Here is a 23,588-nt window from a genome sequence, read left to right on the forward strand (position 1 = left end):
CCGATGATGAACGGGCGCATTTTAAAGGCTATAAGCGGCTTTTACTATGTACAGTGCGGCAGCGGCCTGATCGAGTGCCGTGCCAAAGGCATTTTTCGCAAGCGCGGCCTCAGCCCGGCAGTGGGCGACGAGGTCACGATCTCGGTCGATCAAAACGAGAAGGGGGTCATCGAGGAGATCTCCCCCCGTAAAAACGCCTTTATCCGGCCGCCCATGGCCAATATCGACCAGTTCATCGTGGTGGTGTCGGCAGTCAGTCCGTCGCCCAACCTGTTCGTGGTCGACAAGCTGCTCTCGATCGCCGAATATAAAGATGTCGAGCCGATCATAGTGTTCACCAAGCTGGATATGGCCCAGCTGCCCGGGGTGGCTGATATTTACCGCCAGGCGGGCTTTACCGTCATCGAGGTGGACTACCAGCAAAAAGCCTGGAAGCAGCAGGTCCTCGACTGTCTGGCCGGCAAAGTCTCCGCCTTTTGCGGCAATTCGGGGGTGGGCAAATCCACCCTGCTCAACCATCTGGGGCTGGGCCTCTCCCTCAAGACCGGCGAGACCAGCGAAAAGCTGGGCCGCGGTCGGCACACAACCCGCCACGTAGAGCTGTTCCAGCTGCCCTTTGGCGGCTATATCGCCGATACGCCAGGCTTTTCCGATGTGGACCTGCACCGGCAGGAAGGCATATTAAAAGATCAGCTGCAGTACACCTTCCGCGAGATCGCGCCGCTGGTGGGGCAGTGTAAATTCGTAGGCTGTTCCCACACCTGTGAAAAGGGCTGCGCCGTGCTGGCCGCACTGGAGCAGGGCAAGATCGCCCCCTCCCGCCACCAGAGTTACGTGGCCCTCTACCGGGCAGTAAAAGATATCAAAGATTGGCAGCTGTAGCGGCCGTGCAGTACGGCGGTCTCGGCGATAAAAATGGGGGACGGCTTTCTTAGCTGTCCCTCCCTGTGCGAGCGGGCCCCGAGGCCCCAGAGCTCTGTACAGAGAAAGGAAAGTGAAGAGCCGTGGAGAAATCGCGCTGTGTAGTGGTGGGGGCCGCCCCCATGGAGGAGGTGGACTTTTTGCGGTCGCAAATAGGCCCGCAAGATTTTGTCATCTGCGCCGACGGCGGGTACCGGCACCTGCAAAAAGCCGGCATAACGCCCGATCTGCTCATGGGCGATCTCGACTCTATCGATGTCCTCCCCGCCAATATCCCCACCGTCAAGTTCGATCCGGTCAAAGATGACACCGACACCCGCATCGCCCTCAAAGAGGGACTGCGCCGCGGTTTCGAAGATTTCTTGATCTTGGGGGGTACCGGTGCCCGGCTCGATCACACGATCGCCAATTTGCAAAATCTCTTTTATTTAAAGGCGCAGGGAGCCAGCGGCGTGCTGGCTGATGCCAGCACCCGCGCCTTCATGTTGCAAGACGAAGAGGTGCTGCTGCCCGACGAGGGGTATCGCTATCTATCGGTATTCAGTTTCACCCCGCAGTGCCTGGGCGTCAGTTTGCAGGGGGTCAAGTACCCGCTGTCCGGCTACACGATGGAGAGCCATTTTCCGATTGGGGTCAGCAACGAGTTCACCGACATCTGCTGCAAGATCGGGGTAAAACAAGGTGTTTTGCTGGTGCTTTTGGTGCGGGAATGAACCAAAAACGCCCCTTCTGTATATACTGTACTAAACAGGCAGGAGGGGGGAATGACCGTGAAACGAAACAGAGCGCTCAAACTGATGATGGTCACACTGGGCGCCGGTCTACTGCTCTCTTTCTGTCTCAGCTCCGGTTCTGTAGTGGTGGTCGTGGCAGTCGTGCTCATTTTACTGGGCCTGCTCGTTTCCTGCTGAACACAGCCCCTCCTGTGGGGCCGGGCGATCAAGAATAGGGGGCACACAGCATGCAAGTCGTAGTGATCAAGAGCTCAAAATTCATGTCCGGTATCTTAAAAAAAATCTTCAAGATCAAAGACGAACACAGGTGACAAAGAGCCGTCTGCCCCCATATGCGGGGAGGTAGACGGCTCTTTGCTTATTGTGTGTCTAAACAGGTAGCTGGCCAGCCGGCATATATTCTGCCTCGGCAAATCGCTGTACCGGCTATGGGCCAATAGAGCCAGAACAAAAAGAGTCCGAATCGCTGCTTCTGTCCGGCTGTTCTTGACGTGCCATCAGCGCCGCAGTATGATGGTAAAAAGGCGTTAGGCCGTATGTGTATGCGGCCTAAACGATAAAGGAGATGTCAGCGGATGTACAGAGTGATGGATACCGACGTGGGCAAAGACCTGGTCACCGGTCAGTACGTAGAAGCGGCTCGCTGGGCGGCTTCTCCCAGTTTTGATGGCTGCCCCATCAATCGGGGAAATTTGGGCAAGACTATCTTTGATGAAGACAAGATGTCCCTTATGCGGGCCATACAGGGGGCGGGGGTATCCTCACCCAGCCTGCCCGGTTACGTGTACCACGAAAATCGGTCCGAGATCGAGTATGCGCTCACCGGCTGTGGCCGTCAGTATTACCCTGATGGCAGTACGCATCAGGTCCAGGCCGGCGACTGTATGTTCCACGCCGAGGGCCAGCCGCACCGGCTGAAAAATATGACCGATGTGGGTATCGAGCTGTGTATCGGGGTCAACGGTTCAGCTACTGAGCGCTTTCCCGGCCAACTGGGGGCTGATCGCGGCCGCTGGGATCAAAATGAGTACTACTGCCGTGACGGCGGGTACCGCATCGCCCATCGCGGCCAGGGCCAAGTGTACCAGCTGTGGTGCGGTGCCGCCACCGTCGAGGCTGTGCTCGAGACGCCGGGCCTTTCTTCCGGCCGTGTAGTCGTCCAACCAGCTGCCAGCCAGCGCGGGGGCTTTTATGTCTCGCGCAACGCCGATGAGATGGCCCTTGTTACCGCTGGCACCGGTCTGCTCATCTTTCCCGATGAGGTGTTTGCCCTGCATAAAGATATCGCCTATTATATCTTTGCCGATCAACCCTACAAGATAGTAGCTACCGGCGATCGACCGCTGCACATGCTCGCATACTGGTCGGTCAGCGCGATCGCCAATGTACAGTGCGCTTCAGCGCTACTGACCGAGAAAAAGTAAAGTGCCATGTAAATAAAAAAGGCCGGGGGCAGGTGTATCTGCTCCCGGTCCTTTTTATTTAGTCCCTAAAGTCGCGATACGCCGGCAGAGCAGGGCGGCTCTTTCAGATATTCCGCATATACGTATAAAATAGCCCGATGCAGTACTGAGCCGTAAACCTTCGCTTCGCAAAACTCGCGCCGCTGCTCGGCGGCAGGAGGTCTGCAGGCCTGCCAAAAGTCCCCGTACGTATCGCACAGCAGGGCAGAGAGCGGATAAACGATATTTTTTACAAATATGTGGGGCCGATCACGCGATAAGGTGTCATAAACCCCTCCCTGTCCAAATAAAGATGGATTAAACGGGAACTTGAGGAGGTTTTACGCCATGGAGCTGAAAAAAGATACCAGGACCTACCAGCTGGGCAACGCCGTATTAGACAAGACGTTTGAACAGACGGTAGAGAGCGATTTCATCCTGCCCGATTATCTGGCAGAGATCGTGCGCATCGTCAAGTGCATCGGCACGCCCCACATCGTCAACAAACAAAAGGTAGATTCGAAAGTCATTCTCGACGGCTACCTGCAGTTCACCCTGCTGTACACCTCAGAAGACAGCAGCGCTCTGCAGTGTTTTGAGCAGACCATTCCTTTTACCAAACAGATAGACTGCAAAGTCCCCATCGAGAGCGATCTGGTCGAGACGGCAGTGAAAGGCGAGTATATCAACTGCCGCGCCACCAACCCCCGGGCTATCTCGGTGCGCAGCTCGGTATCCATCCGGGTAAAGGTCAGTGGAGTCAGCACCCAAACAGTACTCAGTGACGTGCAGGGCGGTGGTATCCAGCAGAAAAAAGAGGAGATGCAAGCCAGCTTCCCCGCGGCAATGGGACAAAAGCTCTTTAGTGCTGAAGACGAGACCGATCTGGCCTTAAACGGCTCTGTACGGGCCGTCATCGGCGCCGAGAGCCGTATCGAGCCCGGCGACTACAAAGTTATAACCAACAAAGTCATCATCAAAGGGGAGTGTAAGACCCACGTCACCTACCTGATGGAGGATGGCAGCGTGCAGACAGCCGACTATGTCATACCCGTCAGCCAGGTGGTCGATATCGACGGGTGCACCTCCGACATGCAGTACGATGTGCGTCTGGCCGTTCTCGACAGCAAAGTGGAACTCAAGCAGAATATAGAAGGCGAAAATACTGTACTCTCCACCCAGATCGTGGGGGAGGTCACCGCTATCTGTTTTGAGCAAACCACCGTCGAGACGATACGCGATGTGTTTTCCACTACCTATGACTACCAGTACAAGACAAAACCGTTTGCCTGTGCTTCGTCGACGATCTTGGCCCCCACTACCGTACAGATCAAAAAACAGCTGCACCTTGACGGGGCCCCCATCGAGACCATCTACGATGTGTGGGGCGAACTCAACCTGATGGGCAGCCGCACCGAAGGGGAGAACGTCGTATCTTCCGGTACTATTAAAGTCACAGTGTTGGGACGCGGCGCCGATGAGGTGCTGCAGGTGCAGGACAAAAATCTCGACTGCGAATTGCGTCTGCCCGCCGGTCAATCAGCTGAAAGCGCAGCTGTGGACCTAAATGCCCAGATCGCGGCCATCAGTTGGTCGCTGGGGGGAGACGGTGCCATCGAGCTGCAGCTGGATATCGCTTGCCAAGCTGTGCTCACCCAGCAATTTTCGGGCAATGTGGTCGAAGATGTCACCGTGGATGAGGAGACGGTCAAAGAGGTAGACAAAAATACCGCTCTCACCATCTACTACTGTGACACCGGTGAAGAAGTATGGCAGATCGCCAAACGGTACAATACCTCGGTAGATGCCATCATGCAGTCTAATGACTTGGAAGACGACCGGATCGGGGACAAGAGAACTCTGCTGATCCCGATCGTCTCGGAATAAAAGCGGGGGGATAGCCATGCAACACGATATCTATAAAGACATAGCTCAGCGCACAGCGGGCGACATTTACGTGGGGGTGGTGGGTCCGGTACGCACTGGAAAATCCACCTTTATCAAGCGGATGATGGAGACGCTGGTGATCCCCAACATCCACGATGACTTCATAAGACAGCGCACTGTAGATGAGCTGCCGCAGTCGGCGGCCGGAAAGATGATCATGACCACCGAGCCCAAGTTCATTCCCGAAGAGGCCATCGAGGTGGATCTGGATAGCGGCGCCCATTTCCGGGTGCGCATGGTCGACTGTGTGGGGTATGTGGTCGACAGCGCCGTGGGATACCTGGACGGGGGCGAGACCAGACTGGTCGATTCGCCTTGGTCAGATGAGCCCATACCTTTTGAGCAGGCCGCCGAGATAGGCACCGAAAAGGTCATACGCGAACACGCTACAGTGGGCATCGTAGTCACTACCGACGGTTCTATCAGCGATATCCCGCGGGAGGATTATGTAGAGGCCGAGACCAGAGTGATCAAAGAGCTCAAAGAGCGGGGAAAACCGTTTCTCATCCTGCTCAACTCCGCTCATCCCGGCAGCGATAAAACTCAAAAACTGCGGGAATACCTACAAGATCGCCACAACGTGCCGGTGTTGGCACTCAACTGTCTTGACTTGACCGGGCAGGACATCACCGATATCCTCAAAGCACTGCTGTACGAGTTCCCGGTCAAAGAGATCTCGGTGCAGATGCCACGCTGGATCAATACGCTGAAACAAGACCACTGGCTGCGCCAGTCGGTGTTCGGCAAGATCATCGAGCTGTTTGAGGGCATCGATCACATCTCCAAGATCGACGCCACCGCCCAAAAGCTCTATGACTGCGAGCAGATATCCAATGTCAATGTAAAGAGCATCGACCTGGCTACCGGCACCGCCGTGCTCAATATTGGTCTGGAGCAGGATCTGTTTTATAAGATCATTGCCGAGAATACGGGCCTGGACCTGAACGACGAGTCGGACCTGATGCCCTGTATCATGGACCTGGCTGCGGCTAAAGCAGAGTACGACAAGATAAAAGACGCGTTGGCTGAGGTCGAGGCCACCGGTTATGGGATCGTAATGCCCTCTATCGATGAACTCAGTTTAGAGGAGCCGGAGATCGTCAAGCAGGGTGGGCGTTACGGCGTGCGGCTCAAGGCGTCAGCTCCCTCTATCCATATGATGAAGGCCAACATCAACACCGAGGTGAGCCCCATCGTGGGCAGCGAAAAGCAGTCGGAAGAACTGGTCATGTACCTGCTCAAAGAGTTCGAGGAGAACCCCAGCAAGATCTGGGAGTCGAACATCTTTGGTAAGAGCCTGCACGACTTAGTTAACGAGGGGCTGCACAACAAGCTCTACCGCATGCCCCAAGACGCGCGCGGCAAGATACAGGAGACGGTAGAGCGGGTCATCAACGAGGGCTGCTCCGGTCTCATCTGCATCATTATCTAGGGGCACTCCCCCTCCTCAAAAAGTGCACGTATCCGTTCCCTGAACCACGCCGGGACTGACTGCGGTCAGTCCCGGCGTGGTTTGTTGGGTTGCGCTGTGTAGGTCTATAGATTTGTCTGATGTTTTTTTAAAAAGGCCATCAATGATCGACATAACAAAAAAGAGCCACCATAAGGTAGCTCTTCTAAAGAAAACAGGTTATAGATCATGTATCTGCGGTCACCCGGTCCTCGCTGGCGCCTTTCAGCGGCCGATATACTGTGAACAGCATCGTCACGTAACAGGCGGCACCGCCCACAAAGTTCGAGATGGGCTCGGCCAGGAATACACCGACCACGCCCAGACCAAACATGCGGGGGAGCAGGATGGTCAGCGGCACGACGATCACCACTTTGCGCAGCAGCGAGAAAAACACTGCCTGTTTCGATTTTCCCAGCGCTACGAATGTGGACTGCCCCGCCTGCTGAAAAGCCATCATGAAGTAGCCGAAGAAGTAGACATTCAGCGAAGATGCCCCTTCCTTGATCAGTTGCGGGTCGCTGTTAAAGAGGTGGATGAACGGTTCGGGAAACACCATCAGCACGATCCAGATCACAGTCGTGTACACGATACAGGCCACCGAGGTAAAGCGGATGGAACTGCGCACCCGCTCGTACTTTTCAGCGCCAAAGTTATAGCCCATCACCGGCTGGGCGCCGCTGGTCACGCCGTTGATAGGCATGCTTACCACCTCGCGGATCGACCCGGCCACCGTCATGATACCGATATACAGGTCACCGCCAAACTGCTGCAGGTTGATGTTGCAGACGATCTGCACCAAGCTGTTGGTGATGGCAAAGCAGAAGTTCGAGAGTCCCAGCGCAATGATCTCCTTGACCAGCGGCCACTGCAGTTTCATGGTCTTTTTCTGGATGCGGTAGATCGCTTTTTTGCCAGTGAGGAACCGCAGCACCCAGGCGGCCGACAAAAACTGGGCAATGATGGTGGCCAGTGCCGCCCCCTGGACCCCCATGTGCAGCACAAAGATAAATAGCGGGTCCAGCACGATGTTGACGACCGCCCCCAGCAGCACCGTCATCATACCGGTGCGGGCAAACCCCTGCGAGTTGATAAAGCTGTTCATGCCCAACCCGACCATTACAAAAACACTGCCGCACAGGTAGATGGTCAGGTAACTGTCGGCGTAGGGGAAAGTTTGGCTGCTGGCGCCAAAAAGATAGAGAAGCGGCTTTTTAAACAGCAAAAACAGAGCCGTCAGCCCCAACCCCACTGTCACGAGCAAAAAGAAGGCGTTGCCCATAATGGTCTCGGCGCGCTCATGGTCTCCTTTGCCCCGCGCTATCGAGCAGAGCGGCGCACCACCCATGCCAAAGAGGTTGGCAAAAGCCGTGATGATCGAGATGATGGGGAAGGTAAGGCCCAACCCGGTCAGCGCCAGCGTCGAGGCCTGGGGAATATGCCCGATGTACATGCGGTCGACTACGTTGTACAGCACGTTGATGAGCTGTGCCAGAGTCATGGGCAGCGCCAGGTTGAGGATGTTCTTCCACACCTTACCCTTGGAAAAGTCGTTTTTCTCTCCCGTATCGATTCCCCCTGACAAAAGCGCAACGGCAAGCCCCAAAGAGCTGCCGCCACATAGAATACAACTTTATTATACACCACATGGGCCGCCGTAACAAGCCACCCCTGGTGCATAAGGGCGCGCTTGTAGTGCGCTGTGCGTTCTGCGCAGCTCAGGCAAAGGGCTCTGCCTGTACATGGTCTGGCTCGGCGGCCCGAAAACGCATCAGCTTCTCTTGCTGGGCATCCAGAAAGTACACCCAGCCGTCGGCTGTGTTCACTGAAAATTGGGCGGCTGGGGTCAGGGCGTACTGGTCAGAGGCGTGCTGCATGGCGGGCAGTACCGTCATCTGTCCGTTTTGGCGGGAGATCTGCACGAAGTCCACCTGGCGGTCGGTGGAGCAGACCCCATATAGCCACTGCTCATCGTAGTTGGCCAGGTATATCCGACAGCTGTCCCCCAAGTCGGCAACGATCTGCTTTTTTCCATCGACACCGGCAAACTGCAGCTGCCCGGCCAGATCGGTATAATAGGCGCCTTCGGGTACATACAGTTCTGTGATGACCTGCATGGCATCCCCTTCATACGAGATGTCTCGCAACCATATATGGCAGTTTTGTCGGTAGAATTCCGGACGATAGGCCCGGATAAAGAGCCCTTCTTCCGGCTGTAAAATGGTCTGTAATATCTCGCCGCCGGTGTCGGCCGCCTTGTACAGCTTATCATCTATCAGCTGGGGGGCGGTGGGGTCGGGCTCCAGGCAGTAGGTGCGGTAGCGGGTAGAGGCATCATCTCCACGATAGGTGCAGTGGCACTCGTCCAAGATGATGTTCTCGATGGGAGGTATGGGCAGAGGGCTCTCTTTTTTTGCCTTCAGATCGTACACCCAGGCGCTGTTTGCCTGAATGTCGGTGTAGTACAGGCAGTGCTTGTAGCGAAACAGCGCGCCGATCTCGCTGCCGTGTTCCACCAGCAGCTGGGCCCTGTCGGTCTTTCTGTCCACCTGATAAAGCGCCGTGTTGCCACAGAGGTACAGATGGTCGCTATCCTGAACCAAGCGGGCGTTGAGATAGCGGCCGCCAGTGTCGTCGTACAGGCGGTCGGCATAGGTGGGGCCAGCACTCTTTTTTGCTCCGTCCCCGCTCCCGTGTTTCTTTTCACCGCCGGCACAGCCGGCCAGCAATACCAGTAGCGCCGCGCACAACAGCGGCGCCCATTTTTTCCACATCTCGTACCACCTCACCAAAACATAGATCACCTCTATCATACTATATATCTTCATTAAGAAAACCGTCTCGGCAGATATTTTCAGGATGGGGCAAAAAAGAGCGGCCGTGCTTGTGCAGATGGTATGGTACAGGGGAGAATAGGTGCATTCCGCGATGAGGCAAGTTGTGGCTGGGAGCGGCATACAAATAGAAAGTAGACAAGCCGGCCCGGAGCGATAACGTACACAGTTTCTTAATATATACCGAAAAAGTGGATAATTACAGCCGGGAATGGTCAGCACAAACTGGTCTATTCGCCTAACTTTAAAAATCTGTTTTCTCATCCGTTGACCGGCGGTCAATAAAGGTTTATCATAGAGACTGGATAAGAATTTTGGCGATACCCGACAGTTTTTGTCATTTGAATTTAGTCTGTTTACCAAACCGGAAAGGGATGAGCCACAGATGCAAGAGAGCGCCCTGCGCACCGACGACAAGCGGCTGCGCATCGAGAATGCCGCTATCGAGCTGTTTCTGCGCCAAGGCATCGGGGGCACCTCGGTGGGGCAGATCGCCCAGAAAGCCGGTGTGGCCAAAGGCAGTGTCTACACCTATTTTAAAGACAAACAGGCCATTATCGATCAGGCCGTGCTCGACAAGACATTCGAGGTGTTCGAATACACACTGCAGCAGGCGCCCCCCGCGCAGGGGGAGGACTGGCCGGTGACTTTTTGTGGGGCACTGATAGATTTTTATACGCAAAATCCACATATCTTGCGCTTTATCATGGCCAGCAAAGAGCGGGGCGTACTCGCCAGCTATGTAGAGAGCGGCCAGCTCTCGGTGCCCCAGGGGCACTTTTTACGGCGTCTGGTCGGCCACTTCTGCTGTGGCGAGCCCACCCGTGACGACTTCAATCGCATGGCCATGGCCCTGGAATTCGTCGTCAGCTCCAGCTACTACGCGGTAGTTCGGCGGCAGCCCGACGATATCCGGGTGGTAAGGCCCCTTATTTTACATACTGTATCCAAACTCTGCAGCAGTCGCTAGCGCTGTTACCCGGCAAGGAGAAGAAAATATGAGCTATAAAATAGGACTGGATGTAGGCAGTACGACCATCAAGGTCGTGGTGCTCGACACACAGGACAATCTGGTTTACAAGAGCTACGAGCGCCACCGCTCCCGGGTGCGGGAGATGGCTCTGGAAAAGATACAGAGTCTCAAGGAGCTGCTCACCGGTCACCACCTGCGCATCGCCATCACCGGCAGTGCCGGCCTGGGCATGGCCAAAGAGAGCGGTATCGATTTCGTGCAGGAGGTGTACGCCACCGCCGGCGCGGTGCGGCAGTATGTGCCAAGCACCGACGTGGTCATCGAGCTGGGCGGTGAGGACGCCAAGATCATCTTCTTAAAAGGGGCACTGGAAGAGCGGATGAACAGCACCTGTGCCGGCGGTACTGGTGCCTTTATCGACCAGATGGCCAGCCTGCTCAACGTAGACCTGGCCGAGCTGGATCGGCTGAGTCTGGCCCACGACCGCATCTATCCCATCGCCTCCCGCTGCGGGGTATTTGCCAAAACTGATATCCAGCCGCTGATCAATCAGGGCGCCCAGCCCGAAAATATAGCCGCCAGCATCTTTCAGGCGGTGGTCGACCAGACTATCGCCGGCTTGGCTCAGGGCCGCGAGATCGAGGGCAACGTGCTGTTTTTGGGCGGGCCGCTCTCCTTCCTCAAGGGCCTGCAGGAGCGCTTTATCAAAACGCTGGAACTGGATGGGGAGAGCGCCAACTTTCACCCGCTGGCCCCCTATTTCGTGGCGCTGGGCGCCGCCCTGTACAGTAAGGGGCTGTCGGGCTACCGCAGTTACGATGAACTCGAGCAGATCTTCACCCAGGTACTGGCCGCCCCGCAGGAGGTACAGGGGATGGAACCGCTGTTCGCCGACGAGCAGGAGTACCAGGACTTCTGCGATCGCCACGCCGCCACCGCGGTGGAGCAGCGCGACCTGTCCGCATTTTCAGGTCGGGCTTTTCTGGGGGTAGACGCCGGCAGCACCACTACTAAGACGGTGCTGCTGGATGAGGATTACCACATTCTCTACAGCGATTACGTCAACAACCTGGGCAACCCTATCACCGCCGTCAAGCGCCAGCTCGACGAGATCTACAGCCAGGCGGGGCCGGGGCTCACGATCGCCGGTGCCGCGGTGACCGGTTACGGCGAAGATCTGATCCGCGCCGCCTTCCACCTGGATTTTGGCGTGGTCGAGACCATGGCCCATTTTACTGCTGCCAAGCACTTTGATCCGGCGGTCGATTTTATCATCGATATCGGCGGGCAGGACATGAAGTGCTTCAAGATCAAAGATGATACCATCGACGATATCGTCCTCAACGAGGCTTGCTCCTCCGGCTGCGGCTCGTTTATCGAGACTTTTGCTAAGAGCCTGGGCTACCCCATCACCGAGTTTGCCACCCTGGGCCTCTTTGCCAAACACCCGGTCGATCTGGGTACCCGCTGTACGGTGTTCATGAATTCCTCGGTCAAACAGGCGCAGAAAAACGGTGCCACCGTCGAGGATATCTCGGCTGGTCTGGCCATGAGCGTGGTCAAAAACGCGCTGTATAAGGTCATCCGTGCCCGCAGCGCCGACGATATCGGCCAAAACATCGTGGTGCAGGGCGGCACCTTTTTAAACGACTCGGTGCTGCGCAGTTTTGAGAAAGAGTTGGGCCGAAAAGTGGTGCGGCCGGCCATCGCCGGCCTGATGGGCGCTTTTGGCGCGGCCATCTGGGCTATGCGCAATGCGGGCAGCCAGTCGACGGTGCTCACCGCCCAGCAGCTGGCGGCGTTCACGCACCAGTCTAAAGCCACGGTCTGCGGTATCTGTACCAACCACTGTAACCTCACCGTCAACACCTTTTCCGACGGCAGCCGCTTTATCGCCGGCAACCGCTGCGAGCGCCCGGTCACCGGCAAAAGGGCCGATGTCCAGCTGCCCAACATGGTGGCCTACAAATACAAAAAACTCATGAGCTACACCGGCCGGCCCGGCCCGCGGGGGCAGATCGGTCTGCCCATGTGCCTCAACAGCTACGAAAACCTGCCCTTTTGGCACACCTTTTTCACTGAACTGGGTTTCGAGGTAGTCACCTCCGGCCGCTCCACCAAGCAGATGTACCTCAAGGGGCAAAATACGATCCCCTCCGACACGGTGTGTTACCCGGCCAAGCTGGTACACGGCCATATCCGCACGCTGCTCGAAAAAGGGGTCAAGACCATCTTCTACCCCTGTATGAGCTATAATTTTGACGAGTCAATCTCGCAAAACTGCTATAACTGCCCGGTGGTGGCCTATTACCCCGAACTCATCAAGGGCAATGTGCCTATGGATGGGGTACAGTTCATCTACCCCTACATCAGTCTCAACGACAAAAAGATCTTCGAGCAAAAGATCATCAAATACCTCAACGAGTACGGCTTTGCCCTGACGAAAAAAGAGGTGCAGCAGGCCAGCGAAAAGGCCTATGCCGCCTACGACGCCCATCGCGCCGATATCTGCGAGGAAGGAATGCGGGCGCTGCGCTTTGCCAAAGATCACCACAAAAAAACGGTGGTGCTGGCCGGCCGCCCCTATCACATCGACCCCGAGATAAACCACGGCATCGACAAGCTGCTCTCCAGCCTGGGCTTTGTGGTGGTGACCGAGGACTGTGTGGCCAACCTGGCCAACGCCCCCCAAACCAACGTGCTCAACCAGTGGACCTACCACGCCCGCATGTATAACGCCGCCCGTTATGTGTCCCACGCGCCGGGTACCGAGCTGGTGCAGCTGGTGAGCTTTGGCTGCGGCTTAGATGCCATCACCACCGATGAGGTACGGGATATCCTGCGGGAGAGCGACAAGCTGTACACCCAGCTGAAGATCGACGAGATCGACAACCTGGGCGCCATCAAGATCAGGCTGCGCAGTCTGCTGGCAGCCATGGACGAGAGGGAGAAAGAGCATGCCAACTGAACACCAGAACAAGCCGGTGGAATTCACCCCGGCCATGCGCGAGGACTATACCATCCTGGTGCCCATGATGCTGCCCATCCATTTTGAGATGATCGTGCAGATCCTGCGCGAGAGCGGCTACCGCGCCGAGCTGCTGCGCACTACCGGCCGCCGGCTGGTGGATGAAGGCCTTAAAAATGTGCACAACGACACCTGTTATCCGGCTCTGCTGGTCATTGGGCAGATGATCGATGCACTCAAGAGCGGCCAATACGACGTCAACAAAACAGCGCTGCTCATCACCCAGACCGGCGGCGGCTGCCGCGCCTCCAACTACATATACCTGCTGCGCAAGGCGCTGCGGCAGAGCGGATTTCCCCAGGTGCCGGTCATCAGCATCAACTTTACCGACCTGGCCGGCGGTACCGGTTTTAAGATCACCCCCAAAATGCTCATCAAGATCGTGTATGCCATGATCTACGGCGACATGCTCATGTGGCTGCGCAATCAGTGCAAGCCCTACGAGCTCAAAAAGGGGCAGACCGATAAAGTGGTCGACCGCTGGATCAAGATCATGAACCGCCAGTTCTCCAGCGGCAAGTTTTTGCGGGTGGGCCACAACTACCGCGAGATCTTAGAGGATTTTGCCGCCATCGAGCGCCACCGCGAAAAAAAGATCAAGGTGGGCATCGTCGGCGAGATCTACATGAAATACGCCCCGCTGGGCAACAACGACCTCGAGAACTTCCTCATCAAAGAAGGGGCCCAGCCGGTGGTCTCTGGCGTGTTGGATTTCTGTCTCTACTGTCTCAAAAATGGCATTATCGACTACAAGCTCTACGGCGGTACCAAAGGTGGCAAGACCATCAAGACGCTGTCGCTGCGCTACTGCCAGCACTGGCAAAACCAGATGATCCGGGCCATCAAAAAACACGGTGTGTTCACCGCCCCCACACCTTTTGCCGAGCTCGAAGCAGCTGTAGATGGCTTTATCGGCAAAGGCGCTAAAATGGGTGAGGGGTGGCTGCTCACCGCCGAGATGCTCGAACTCATCCAGAGCGGGGTCAACAACGTGGTGTGCACCCAGCCTTTTGGCTGCCTGCCCAACCACATCATCGCCAAAGGCATGATGCGCAAGATCAAAAACAAGTACCCCCAGGCCAACATCGTGGCGGTGGACTACGATCCCAGCGCCACTCCCATCAACCAGGAGAACCGGCTCAAGCTCATGCTCTCCAACGCCCGCCTCACCGAGGAGTTCGGTGCCGCACCGGCGGCGGGGAAACCAAAGCCTATCCTCGACAAGACCGAACCGGCCGCCGCTATCTCGGCCGAGCGCGATCAGCGCGAGACGGTGACCCTGTAAACAAAAATGGGCAAAAAACTAAAGGGGCGTTTTCGATTTGGAAACTGTAGTACTCACATTTTTATACCTGGCTTTCTACAGCTTTGTGGGCTGGATGTGCGAGACGGTCTACTGCTCGGTCATCCAGCGCAAACTGGTCAACCGGGGCTTTCTCGGTGGGCCGGTGTGCCCCATCTACGGCTTTGGCGCACTGGCGGTGATCTTTTGCCTCACCCCGGTGCGCAAAGCCCCCTGGGCGGTATTTCTGCTGGGGATGCTGCTCACCACCTGCCTGGAATACTTCACCAGCTGGGCTATGGAAAAACTGTTCCACACCCGCTGGTGGGACTATTCTCAGTTTAAACTACAGATCAATGGGCGGGTATGTCTGCTCAACTCGCTGGAGTTCGGCGCACTGTGTCTGTTTGTGATGTATGTGCTGCACCCCCGGGTCGAAACGATGTTCGGCGCACTGCCTGTATGGGCCCTCTGGACTTTGGCAGCGGTGCTGCTGGCACTGTTTATCGTCGATAGTGCCGTCACACTGCGGGCACTGCTCGGCCTCGACCGCGACACGGCCAGTTTTGCCCAGGTGGCACAGGAGCTGCGGCTCAAGCTGGAGGAGAGCGGGGTCACTGCCGGCGCCGAGGAGTTCATCGAGCGGGTCGAGGGCTACTTCGACGGCAAAAAAGAACAACTGGCACAGCTGGCGGCCGAACTGGAGGAGCGGCGAGACGACCGCCGCGCACAGCGCGGGGCCGGCCTGCAAAAGCTGCTTGCCCGCCTGCAGGCGCTCTCGCAGGAGGAGAGCTTTGCCAAACGCCGTCTGCGCCGCGCGTTCCCCCACATGCGCTCCACCCGCTATTCCGACCAGCTGGCCAAGCTGCACCAGAGCTTGCGCCAAAAATTGCGCCAGAAAGAGAAATAGCGATCGTCCGATCTGTGTGGGCAGCCGCGTAAAAAAGAGCCAGAGTCCAGTATCTACCGGTACATTTTTGGTGGGCCGCAGCAACCGTTGCGGCCCACCAGTTCTATACATCCGCCTGCGGGGGCGGCATTGAGGGGGAAAACACCGTGGATCATCGCCAACAGCGTGCCGACCAACTAAAAAGACAGATGACCATCGACTGCGAAAACTGCTGTGGGCTGTGCTGCGTGGCGCTGTACTGTGCCCGCAGCGAGGGATTTCCCGCCGACAAGTCCGCCGGTGTTCCCTGCCAACATCTACAGCGCGATTTCCGCTGCGCCATCCACCAGAAACTGGCCCAGAAAAATTATACCGGCTGCATGGCTTTCGACTGTATGGGAGCCGGTCAGCGGGCTACAGCGCTCGCGGGCGGTCTCCCTGCCGGTAGGGCAGAGCAAGAGCGGCTGTCAGCGGCATTTTTGCAACTGTGGCAGCTCTATCAAGTGTGCTGGTACCTGGCCGAGGCCTCGATCCTGCCGGCGGCGCAGCCGCTCTGGGAGCAGCTCGACCGGGCATTGGACGAACTCTGCCGGCTGGTCTCACTGCCGCTGCTGCCACTGTTGCAGGTCGATGTGGAGCGCTGCCGCACCGACGCCAACCAGCTGCTCAAACGGGCGGTGGCGATGGCCTGTAAAAAGATGGACGGCAAGTACCCGGGCATATATCTGGGCCGAGATCTGCGCCGGCGCACATTGCGGGAGCGCGACCTCTCTATGGCACTTCTCATCGCCGCCGACTTGCGGGGCTGTGATCTGTCCGGTACTAGCTTGCTGGGGGCCGACCTGCGCGACTGTGACCTGCGCGGCGCCGACCTGCACAGCAGTCTGTTTTTACTGCAGGGGCAGCTGAATGCCGCCCGCGGCGACAGCAGTACCCGGCTCCCTGCCGGCCTGTGCAGACCTGTCTCCTGGCAGTGACCGGTGTCCCGCCGCTGGTGTCCGGCTGCCTCCTTTACCAGCTTTTGGCTGGAGGAGCTTGCACTGTCGTTGTATCTTTATAATGGCAGAAAAACCCTAAAGCGGCAGTGTGGCTGGCATGCGCAGGCACAGCTGTTCGGTGTACTGTGCCGGGACAAAACAGGCCGGTAAGCACCGGTGATCATCCCAGATCACATATCCCCGCACTCCCCGCAGCATGTACATGCAACCCCCACCACGGCTATAAAAAGAGGACTGCAATATATGCAGTCCTCTTTTTTGTAATGAATGTCTTGACAGCTGTCCATCAGCTGACTATACTAAAATTACAAATACATAGTAATACAAAGTATATGGGGGGAAAGCCGGGTGCAGGATCGCTATTATCGACAGATGAAAAAAGGGGTGCTCGAGCTCGTCATCCTCCAACTGATATCCCACCAGCCCACCTATGGCTATCAGCTTATCAGCACGCTGGAAAGTGGCAGCAATGGTCTGTTTGCCCTCAAGGAGGGGACTCTGTATCCCATTTTGTACCGGTTGGAGGACGACGGCGCCATCACCAGCCGGTGGGAGGAGCAGCCGGGCCGCGGCGTGCCCAAAAAATATTACACCATTACCGAGCAGGGGCGCCGGCAGCTCTGTGATATGCGGCAGCTGTGGCAGGCGCTCTGCCGCAGTACCGATCACTTTTTGGGGGAGGAATAGAGATGCAAAGATATGATTTACTGCCCCCCGAGGCAGAGAAGTATGTAAAACAGGTGTACCAGGAGCTGCGGCTGCCCCGCGGTCTGCGCACCCGGGTCGTCGCCGATCTGCAGAGCGATATCGCCGCCGCGCTCGAGGCAGGGGAGAGTACCGCCCAGATCGTCGCCCGCATGGGCCCACCGGCAGAACTGGCCGCCGAGCTCAGCCGCAACTACCAGAGCACCCAACCCAGCGGCCGTCAGCAGGGGCTGCGCATCGCCCGCGGCGGTGCATGGATGCTCTTATTTGCGAGCAGCGCCGGCTTACTTCTGTGGCTGATACAGCTGGTATGGCCGCTGATATATCGGGTAACCGGTGGGTCTCTGGGTTTTGCTGGCTCCATCGGCATCATCGGCGGGGCAGACGGCCCAACGCGCATCTTTGTCACGACTTCGGTCACCGGCGGGCTGTTTTGGCCCTGCCTGCTGGTGCTGGCGATAGCGCTGGTAATACTGCTCTGCCTAAACCGCCAACTGCACCGCGAAAAGAACGATTGACAAGCCGGCGGTTTACCGCTACACTGTAAACCGTCAAGAGCCGTGCAGCCTGCATCTCAGCTCCGGTCGCTGCCTGGCGCCAGCCGGGCATCCACTGCCGGTACAGGCCGCCGCTGCCCGGCAAAAACATCAGCAAATTGCAGAAAGGGGCATCCTGCCATGTACCCCACCGTCCTAGTCATAGACATCGGCAATACCAATATGGAATTTGGCGTCTTTGTGGGCGACAGCCTGCAGCACAAATTTCGTCTCTCCACCAACAAGGCGATCACCTCCGACGAGTTGGGCCTTTCGGTCACCCAGTTTTTTGCCCTCAACGGGCTCGACCGCTTTCAGGTGCAGGATATCGTCATCTCGTCGGTAGTGCCGCAGCTCAACTATACAGTGCAAAATATGGTGCGCAAGTACTTTGATAAAGAGGCGCTGCTGGTGGGCGAAAATCTGCCGGTAGATATCGTCAACCGCTACGGTAACCCCAGCGAAGTGGGGGCCGACCGGCTGGTCACAGCAGTCGCCGCCTGCCACAAATACGGCGCGCCGCTCATCGTGGTGGATTTTGGCACCGCCACCACCTTCGATGTGGTCGACTGCGACGGCGCCTATCTGGGCGGTGCCATCTACCCGGGCCTTAAGATCTCGATGGATGCGCTGGTCGAGCGCACCGCCAAGCTGCCCCGGGTCGAGATCGAGGTCCCCGAGACAGGGGCCATCGGCGTGTCCACCGTCACCAGCATGCAGTCGGGCATCATCTACGGCTACGCCGGCGCTGTAAGCAACATTGTCGATAAGCTCTCGCAGCAGTTGGGGATGCCTGTCAAAGTGGTTGGCACCGGTGGTCTGGCCAAAACGGTGGGGCAGGAATACCACAACTTCTGTGCCATCGATAAAACGCTCATACTCGACGGCATCAAGCTGCTGTACGACCGCCATATCAGCCGGCAACGCGGCTGCTGACATTGCCGATGTTCCGCCCGTCTGTCTCTGTTATTTCATCAAAGTACCTGCCGTTCCCCGGTGACAACAGCGGGCCGGCGGCAAGATGGTTCGGCTGTCTGCTGCGATGCAGGGCAGGGTTACTGCCGCTGTGTTTAACAAGAGCCGCGACCTGGGCGCTCGGCATCCGACCATCCGCCTGCGCGCATATGTTAAAAATTGAAAAAGAGCAGGGGACAGCTACCCATGGGGTAACGTTCCGCTGCTCTTTTTATCATATGCGGTAAAAGCCCTCCACACGGCAGTTCCGCACTGCGCGACGTGACTTGGCCCAGTCGGCGTTCTGCCGCCCAGCGGCTTAGATCTGGCGGCGCTATATCCCCAGCTGCAAAAAGAGCGCCTCCAATTCCTGGACCTGTTGCAGTGTGGTCTGCCAAGCCGAGCGCGCCATATCTACCCGCCCATCGGGCAAAAAGCAGACGCCTTCTCGTTCCAGCAGCTCGCGCTGGGTGTGCGGCGTGGCAAACGACCGCGCGCCCGAAAGCCGTCCACCGTGGCCCACTACCCGCTGGGCCGGCAATGTCCCCGGCGGCAGCACCCGCCCCAGCGCATACCCCACCTGGCGCGCCGCCCGTGGCTTTTGGCACAACATGGCTATCTGCCCATAGGTAGCTACCCGTCCGCGGGGGATGCGCTGCCCCACCACTGCCACCCGGCGATAAAAGTCCATTCCAGGCACCTCCTAAAGCTGCTCGATCTGCTCGAGCAGCGCGCGGTACTGATCGTCGTTTTCATCACTGGAGATGTGTAGCACTGTGTAGGCCACCAAATACCGGTAGTCGCTGTGGCTGCAGATCCCGTCGGGTTCCAGGCCGTGCTGTCGCTCAAAGTCCTGCATCGCCTGCCGCGTGGCCTCCGAGTAGTAGCCGTCGGTGCGGTCGGGCGCATACCCCAGTGTCGCCAGCAGCTGCTGGATGTAAACCACCTCGTCGCCCACGCCGTCTACCTGCCAGTCCCGCTCGATGCGCAGCGGGATATCTTCCCCCATCTGGGGGTTGGCCACCTCGATATCCGGTGTCAGCCCCTGTCCCTCCACACAGCTGCCGTCCGGTGTCAGCCACCGGGCATAGGTGTATTTTAAGATCGAGCCGTCTGTCAGCTCTTTCTGCCGCTGCACGACACCTTTGCCGTAAGTCTGCGTGCCTACCAGCTGAAAATCGGCCAGCTGTGACAGCGCCGCCGCCGTGATCTCCGAGGCCGAGGCGGTCTCGCCGTTTACCAGCAGATAGCTGTGGGCAAAGGTGTACTTGTCGCGCCCAGTGGCCCGGTATTTTTGATCGATACCGTTTCCCGGGTCTACAGTGAACAGCAGCTCCCCCTTTTTTACAAACAGGTCCAGCACCTGCTTGGCGGCAGTTAAATAGCCGCCTCCGTTGTCCCGCAGGTCCAGCACCAGTGTATCGATATGCTGCTCTTTAAAGTCCTGCAGCGCCTCTTCCAAATGCTCGCCGGTATCCGAGCCAAAGGTAGTCAGCTGCACATAGCCAAACGATTTGTCGCCGGCGGTGCGCACCTCGTAAAACAGGTCGTTTTGCAACTCTTTTACTTCCACCTCTACCGTGAGCAGTTCTTGGCCGCGCTGTACCGTCAGGGTGCGCGTGCCGGCGCCGCCGTCGGTCAGCAGCTCGCCGACCGGCGCATCCTCCTCGGTAATATCAGTACCGTTCACCTGGGTGATGATGTCTCCCGGCAGTATGCCCGCCTTTTCGGCCGGCCCGTCCTGGTAGGCTTCGATCACCAAAACACCCCGCTCCAGCGGCCGGTAACCAAGGCCTATACCCAGTACCGCCCCGTCTACGCTCTGGTTGTACGCCTCCCCTTCACTGGGGGTAAACAGGTGGGTGTAGGGGTCGTCTAAGGCGCTGATCATGCCCTCCAGGGCCGCTTTTTGCATATCGGGCTTTTCCCTGTTGGGATAGGCCCAGTTTTTTTGCAGCTCATCCTGCACCTGGTCGGTATGGGTAAAGCGCAGTGCATACCCGCCCCACAGCCCCATGCACAGCGTGGCGATCAGTGCCAGGCATACCGCAGCACGCGCCGCCAGCGGGTGCCGCCATGGGGCGGGGGACAGGTCTTTCGTGGGTCGTTTTTCACTTGGGGACATGACAAAACTCCTGTATCAGCTGACAGCTGCGGGTAGGTGGCGTAAAGCCGCTCGGTGTAACATGTCTATATCCGTTATATTGCCGCTCATTGTCGGCTCTGTGCCGGCAACTGCTCGGGTAGGGCAGAGAATACATCCCCGTCTACTGGCCGGCCAAATAAAAAACCCTGTATGTAGTCGAGGCCCATATCTTTTACCGCCCGGTACTCCTCCCAGGTCTCCACGCCCTCCAGCAGTACCTGCATGCCGCCGTCGTGGCACAGCGCCACGATAAAGCGGATGAATGTGGTGTCAAAAGAACTGTGCAGGATATCCTGCACAAAGGTGCGGTCTATCTTTACCAGCTGCCCCGGTCGCCGCTTCAAAATACCCAGCGACGAGTAGCCGGTGCCGAAATCGTCTATGGCGATGCGCATACCCAAGGCGCGGATGCGGTCGAGCACCGCGCGGTCCTCGTCGATGTTGGCGGCGATATAGCTCTCGGTCAGTTCCACCACGATCTGTCTGGGGTCTGCGCCGCTCTCCTGCAGCACCTGCTGCATATAGTCGATAAAGCTGGGCTGGGTCAGCTGTAAACGCGACAGGTTCACACTCATCGAAAAGCTGGGCACCTTCTGCGCCCAGTGCCGGTATGCCTGCACCGCGCGTTCAAATATCCAGCGCCCCACCGGGTGGATCAGTCCGCTCTCCTCCAGCAGGGGAATAAATTCCGCCGGCGATACCGGGCCAAAATCCGGGTGCTGCCAGCGGGCCAGCGCCTCGGCCCCGGTCAGCTTGCCGGTATCAGCCTCCACCTGGGGCTGAAAGGCCAGCGAAAAGCCACTAAATCCATTTTCTACACTGTCGCGCAGCGCCTCGCTCAGCCGCAGCGCCTGCGACTTGTGGCCAAATATCTCGGCCGAAAAATGCGCCACATTGCCCGCTCCACCCTGCTTGGCGTACTCCAGTGCGTAGCTGGCGTACTTAAAAAGCTGCAGGTAGTTGTCGCTGTCGGCAGGATAACCGGCACAGCCGGCTGACAGCGTGCAAAAGTATTTCTGTCCGTCGTACTCCTGCTGGCGGCCAAAGGTGCGCTGCATATCCTCAAAAAACTGCTCTAGCGGCCCAGTATCGCTGTCGCGGTAGATCATGCCGAACTCGTCGCCATCCAAACGAAACAGCTGAGCCCCATCGGGCAGTATAGCACAAATGCGCTGGCCGGTCACCCGAATGACTGCGTCGCCAAAATCCCGGTCATACAGGTCGTTGATGCGTCCAAAGTCGTCCAGGTCCAGCACCGCTACCTGTAATGGGTCAGCTGGACGCTCCTGCAAATGGGCGGTGATGACCTGCTCAAACTCAAATTTATTGTAGAGCCCGGTCAGCAGATCGATCTTTCCGCGCTTGCCCAAATTGGTGATAAAGCCGGCAAATAGCACCGGTTCGCCGTCCTCGTCGCGCTCTAAATGGCCGCGGCAGCGCATCCACACCCATTCGCCGCGCCGGTTGCGGGCCCGGTATTCCACCAGGTGGCTGTCGGTGCGCCCATCGGTGATCTCTTGGTTCGACTCTAAAAACGAGGCCTTGTCGTGGGGGTGCACGTGGCTGCCCCACACGGCAGCCGCGTTGGCGATCACCTCGCCGGGCAGGTCAAATTCGCGCACCATAGCCGCCGAGTAGCGAAACACGCCGGTTTTCATGTTGCACACGTACAGGTAGTCGTCGGTGCTCTGTACCAAGGCGTCGTACAGCCGCTCCTTGTCGTAGTCAAACGAGAGCGGGCCCGGTTCTCTGCCGGCCCCGCTCTCCGCCAGATTCTGGGCGCGGCGAATGTGGTAGGCGCGCTTTTGCTCGTACATCTTCTGGTCTACCAGGCGCAGTATCTCTTTCATCTCCAGCGCATCCTGTGGGTACACCGCTATGATCCCGTAGCAAAAGCCCATGGTGTAGGGTTTATCCAGCTGGCGGCGGGTATCGCTGAGCTGTAACAGCGCCCGCTCGATGCGCGTCTGTACCTGCTGGCCGTCATCGGTAAAAAACACGGCGATAAACTCGTCGCCGCTCAGGCGAAACAGGTAGTCAGGCGGTGTCATCTGCGCCTTTACTGCCCGGGCCGCGGCAGCGATGAGAAAGTCGCCCTCGGTATGGCCGTACAGGTCGTTTACTTCCTTGAGAAGGTTGATGTCGTACATGCACAAAAAGAAGGTACGCCCCGCCTGACGGCATTGGGCGATGCTCTGTCCCAGCTTCTCGCGCCCGGCTCGGCGGTTATAGGTGTGGGTCAGCTCGTCGATGCTGGCCGCCCGCTGCAGCCGCTTGGTCTCGGTCACGTCCAGCGAATACTGAAAATGTACCGTAGTGCCATCGATCCACTGCAGCAGACTGTCGTGATTTTCATACACCCGGTCGTTTACCGTATTGTGCTCCTCCCACACACAGGCCGGGCTCTTGTCTCCGCCGGCCATCAGCTTGGGCACTGGGCAAAAGGGGCAGGGGCCATCCATGCCGCGCTGTAGCGTCTGCCAGCAGGTCTTGCCCACCAGCGTCTCTGCGCCGCCAAACGCCTCCTGCATCGCGTTGTTTACAAACAAGATCTCGCCGGTCTCGGGGCGGGTGATGTACACGTTGGCGCGTATCTTCTCCATGATGGCGTCAAATACCCACGACTGCAGCGCATCGTCGCGCGCCGGTACAGTCGCTTCGTCGGTCGCCGGCCGCGCCAAAGAGCGCGCCCCCGGCAGATCGGCAGGTCCCCCTGCCGCCAGAGATCGCTTGTGGATACAGGCCATAC

20 protein-coding genes are annotated in these 23,588 nt (G+C 57.8%); 15 read left to right on the forward strand and 5 right to left on the reverse strand.

Going from position 1 to position 23,588, the window contains the following annotated elements; genetic code table 11:
• Nucleotides 1-3: 3 nt before the first annotated feature.
• The 7 genes from rsgA to spoIVA all read left to right on the forward strand — a co-directional run bounded on the left by rsgA (nt 4) and on the right by spoIVA (nt 6,476).
• Nucleotides 4-882, forward strand: a complete 879-nt coding sequence (gene rsgA / locus C6Y32_RS03130) for a ribosome small subunit-dependent GTPase A (protein ID WP_105203718.1) — start codon at nt 4-6, stop codon at nt 880-882.
• A gap of 122 nt (nt 883-1,004) precedes the next feature.
• On the forward strand, nt 1,005-1,634 hold the full coding sequence (locus C6Y32_RS03135) for a thiamine diphosphokinase (protein WP_105203719.1): 630 nt from the start codon (nt 1,005-1,007) through the stop codon (nt 1,632-1,634).
• 57 nt (nt 1,635-1,691) lie between these two features.
• Nucleotides 1,692-1,832, forward strand: a complete 141-nt coding sequence (locus C6Y32_RS15250; protein ID WP_164998113.1) for a hypothetical protein — start codon at nt 1,692-1,694, stop codon at nt 1,830-1,832.
• A 50-nt stretch (nt 1,833-1,882) separates the two neighbouring features.
• The gene (gene spoVM, locus C6Y32_RS15840) at nt 1,883-1,966 is read left to right on the forward strand and encodes a stage V sporulation protein SpoVM (RefSeq protein ID WP_105203720.1); all 84 of its coding nucleotides are present in this window, start codon (nt 1,883-1,885) and stop codon (nt 1,964-1,966) included.
• Nucleotides 1,967-2,230: 264 nt separating this feature from the next.
• Nucleotides 2,231-3,079, forward strand: a complete 849-nt coding sequence (locus tag C6Y32_RS03145; RefSeq protein ID WP_105203721.1) for a cupin domain-containing protein — start codon at nt 2,231-2,233, stop codon at nt 3,077-3,079.
• Nucleotides 3,080-3,445: 366 nt separating this feature from the next.
• Nucleotides 3,446-4,984, forward strand: a complete 1,539-nt coding sequence (locus tag C6Y32_RS03150) for a DUF3794 and LysM peptidoglycan-binding domain-containing protein (RefSeq protein ID WP_105203722.1) — start codon at nt 3,446-3,448, stop codon at nt 4,982-4,984.
• A 16-nt stretch (nt 4,985-5,000) separates the two neighbouring features.
• The gene (gene spoIVA, locus C6Y32_RS03155) at nt 5,001-6,476 is read left to right on the forward strand and encodes a stage IV sporulation protein A (RefSeq protein ID WP_105203723.1); all 1,476 of its coding nucleotides are present in this window, start codon (nt 5,001-5,003) and stop codon (nt 6,474-6,476) included.
• Between the two features lie 205 nt (nt 6,477-6,681).
• Here spoIVA and C6Y32_RS03160 read toward each other — a convergent pair whose 3' ends face one another.
• Together C6Y32_RS03160 and C6Y32_RS03165 are read right to left on the reverse strand one after the other, a co-directional pair.
• A complete protein-coding gene (locus C6Y32_RS03160; RefSeq protein ID WP_243562484.1) occupies nt 6,682-8,100 on the reverse strand; it encodes an MATE family efflux transporter in 1,419 nt (472 codons plus the stop codon).
• Nucleotides 8,101-8,212: 112 nt separating this feature from the next.
• Nucleotides 8,213-9,307, reverse strand: a complete 1,095-nt coding sequence (locus tag C6Y32_RS03165) for a hypothetical protein (protein ID WP_105203724.1) — start codon at nt 9,305-9,307, stop codon at nt 8,213-8,215.
• Nucleotides 9,308-9,713: 406 nt separating this feature from the next.
• Here C6Y32_RS03165 and C6Y32_RS03170 point away from each other — a divergent pair, with 406 nt between their 5' ends.
• From C6Y32_RS03170 to C6Y32_RS03205, 8 genes are all read left to right on the forward strand, one after another.
• Entirely contained in the window at nt 9,714-10,298 is a 585-nt protein-coding gene (locus tag C6Y32_RS03170; RefSeq protein WP_105203725.1) for a TetR/AcrR family transcriptional regulator, read from the forward strand.
• Between the two features lie 28 nt (nt 10,299-10,326).
• A complete protein-coding gene (locus tag C6Y32_RS03175) occupies nt 10,327-13,269 on the forward strand; it encodes an acyl-CoA dehydratase activase (RefSeq protein WP_105203726.1) in 2,943 nt (980 codons plus the stop codon).
• Nucleotides 13,259-14,614 (forward strand): 2-hydroxyacyl-CoA dehydratase, encoded by a 1,356-nt coding sequence (locus C6Y32_RS15720; RefSeq protein WP_105203727.1) that lies wholly within the window; start codon nt 13,259-13,261, stop codon nt 14,612-14,614. The genes C6Y32_RS03175 and C6Y32_RS15720 overlap by 11 nt, the downstream gene beginning before the upstream one ends.
• Nucleotides 14,615-14,651: 37 nt before the next feature.
• Nucleotides 14,652-15,521: a putative ABC transporter permease gene (locus C6Y32_RS03185; protein WP_105203728.1), complete on the forward strand. Its 870-nt coding sequence runs from the start codon at nt 14,652-14,654 to the stop codon at nt 15,519-15,521.
• Nucleotides 15,522-15,667: 146 nt separating this feature from the next.
• The gene (locus tag C6Y32_RS03190; RefSeq protein WP_105203729.1) at nt 15,668-16,477 is read left to right on the forward strand and encodes a pentapeptide repeat-containing protein; all 810 of its coding nucleotides are present in this window, start codon (nt 15,668-15,670) and stop codon (nt 16,475-16,477) included.
• A 369-nt stretch (nt 16,478-16,846) separates the two neighbouring features.
• The gene (locus C6Y32_RS03195; protein ID WP_105203730.1) at nt 16,847-17,185 is read left to right on the forward strand and encodes a PadR family transcriptional regulator; all 339 of its coding nucleotides are present in this window, start codon (nt 16,847-16,849) and stop codon (nt 17,183-17,185) included.
• A gap of 2 nt (nt 17,186-17,187) precedes the next feature.
• The gene (locus C6Y32_RS03200; RefSeq protein ID WP_105203731.1) at nt 17,188-17,721 is read left to right on the forward strand and encodes an HAAS signaling domain-containing protein; all 534 of its coding nucleotides are present in this window, start codon (nt 17,188-17,190) and stop codon (nt 17,719-17,721) included.
• A 159-nt stretch (nt 17,722-17,880) separates the two neighbouring features.
• Nucleotides 17,881-18,675, forward strand: coding sequence for a type III pantothenate kinase (locus C6Y32_RS03205; protein ID WP_105203732.1), 795 nt, complete (start codon nt 17,881-17,883; stop codon nt 18,673-18,675).
• Nucleotides 18,676-19,027: 352 nt separating this feature from the next.
• On the opposite strand, the gene C6Y32_RS03210 is transcribed toward C6Y32_RS03205, so the two are convergent.
• From C6Y32_RS03210 to C6Y32_RS03220, 3 genes are all read right to left on the reverse strand, one after another.
• Nucleotides 19,028-19,384, reverse strand: a complete 357-nt coding sequence (locus tag C6Y32_RS03210; RefSeq protein WP_105203733.1) for an MGMT family protein — start codon at nt 19,382-19,384, stop codon at nt 19,028-19,030.
• A 12-nt stretch (nt 19,385-19,396) separates the two neighbouring features.
• Nucleotides 19,397-20,818: a S41 family peptidase gene (locus C6Y32_RS03215; protein WP_105203734.1), complete on the reverse strand. Its 1,422-nt coding sequence runs from the start codon at nt 20,816-20,818 to the stop codon at nt 19,397-19,399.
• Nucleotides 20,819-20,904: 86 nt separating this feature from the next.
• Nucleotides 20,905-23,586 (reverse strand): bifunctional diguanylate cyclase/phosphodiesterase, encoded by a 2,682-nt coding sequence (locus C6Y32_RS03220; RefSeq protein ID WP_105203735.1) that lies wholly within the window; start codon nt 23,584-23,586, stop codon nt 20,905-20,907.
• Between the last annotated feature and the right edge of the window lie 2 nt (nt 23,587-23,588).

Origin of the sequence: Neobittarella massiliensis (ex Bilen et al. 2018), assembly GCF_900289145.1 — a bacterium.
Taxonomy (GTDB): Bacteria; Bacillota; Clostridia; order Oscillospirales; family Ruminococcaceae; genus Neobittarella; species Neobittarella massiliensis.

Bases quoted from the DNA above. Each gene is read 5' to 3' on its own strand.
- C6Y32_RS03220 (WP_105203735.1), bottom strand. From the start codon at position 23,586: ATGGCCTGTATCCACAAGCGATCTCTGGCGGCAGGGGGACCTGCCGAT.
- C6Y32_RS03165 (WP_105203724.1), bottom strand. From the start codon at position 9,307: ATGATAGAGGTGATCTATGTTTTGGTGAGGTGGTACGAGATGTGGAAA.
- rsgA (WP_105203718.1), top strand. From the start codon at position 4: ATGATGAACGGGCGCATTTTAAAGGCTATAAGCGGCTTTTACTATGTA.
- spoIVA (WP_105203723.1), top strand. From the start codon at position 5,001: ATGCAACACGATATCTATAAAGACATAGCTCAGCGCACAGCGGGCGAC.
- C6Y32_RS03145 (WP_105203721.1), top strand. From the start codon at position 2,231: ATGTACAGAGTGATGGATACCGACGTGGGCAAAGACCTGGTCACCGGT.
- C6Y32_RS03175 (WP_105203726.1), top strand. From the start codon at position 10,327: ATGAGCTATAAAATAGGACTGGATGTAGGCAGTACGACCATCAAGGTC.
- C6Y32_RS03200 (WP_105203731.1), top strand. From the start codon at position 17,188: ATGCAAAGATATGATTTACTGCCCCCCGAGGCAGAGAAGTATGTAAAA.
- C6Y32_RS15720 (WP_105203727.1), top strand. From the start codon at position 13,259: ATGCCAACTGAACACCAGAACAAGCCGGTGGAATTCACCCCGGCCATG.
- C6Y32_RS03205 (WP_105203732.1), top strand. From the start codon at position 17,881: ATGTACCCCACCGTCCTAGTCATAGACATCGGCAATACCAATATGGAA.
- spoVM (WP_105203720.1), top strand. From the start codon at position 1,883: ATGCAAGTCGTAGTGATCAAGAGCTCAAAATTCATGTCCGGTATCTTA.
- C6Y32_RS03170 (WP_105203725.1), top strand. From the start codon at position 9,714: ATGCAAGAGAGCGCCCTGCGCACCGACGACAAGCGGCTGCGCATCGAG.
- C6Y32_RS03215 (WP_105203734.1), bottom strand. From the start codon at position 20,818: ATGTCCCCAAGTGAAAAACGACCCACGAAAGACCTGTCCCCCGCCCCA.
- C6Y32_RS03150 (WP_105203722.1), top strand. From the start codon at position 3,446: ATGGAGCTGAAAAAAGATACCAGGACCTACCAGCTGGGCAACGCCGTA.
- C6Y32_RS03210 (WP_105203733.1), bottom strand. From the start codon at position 19,384: ATGGACTTTTATCGCCGGGTGGCAGTGGTGGGGCAGCGCATCCCCCGC.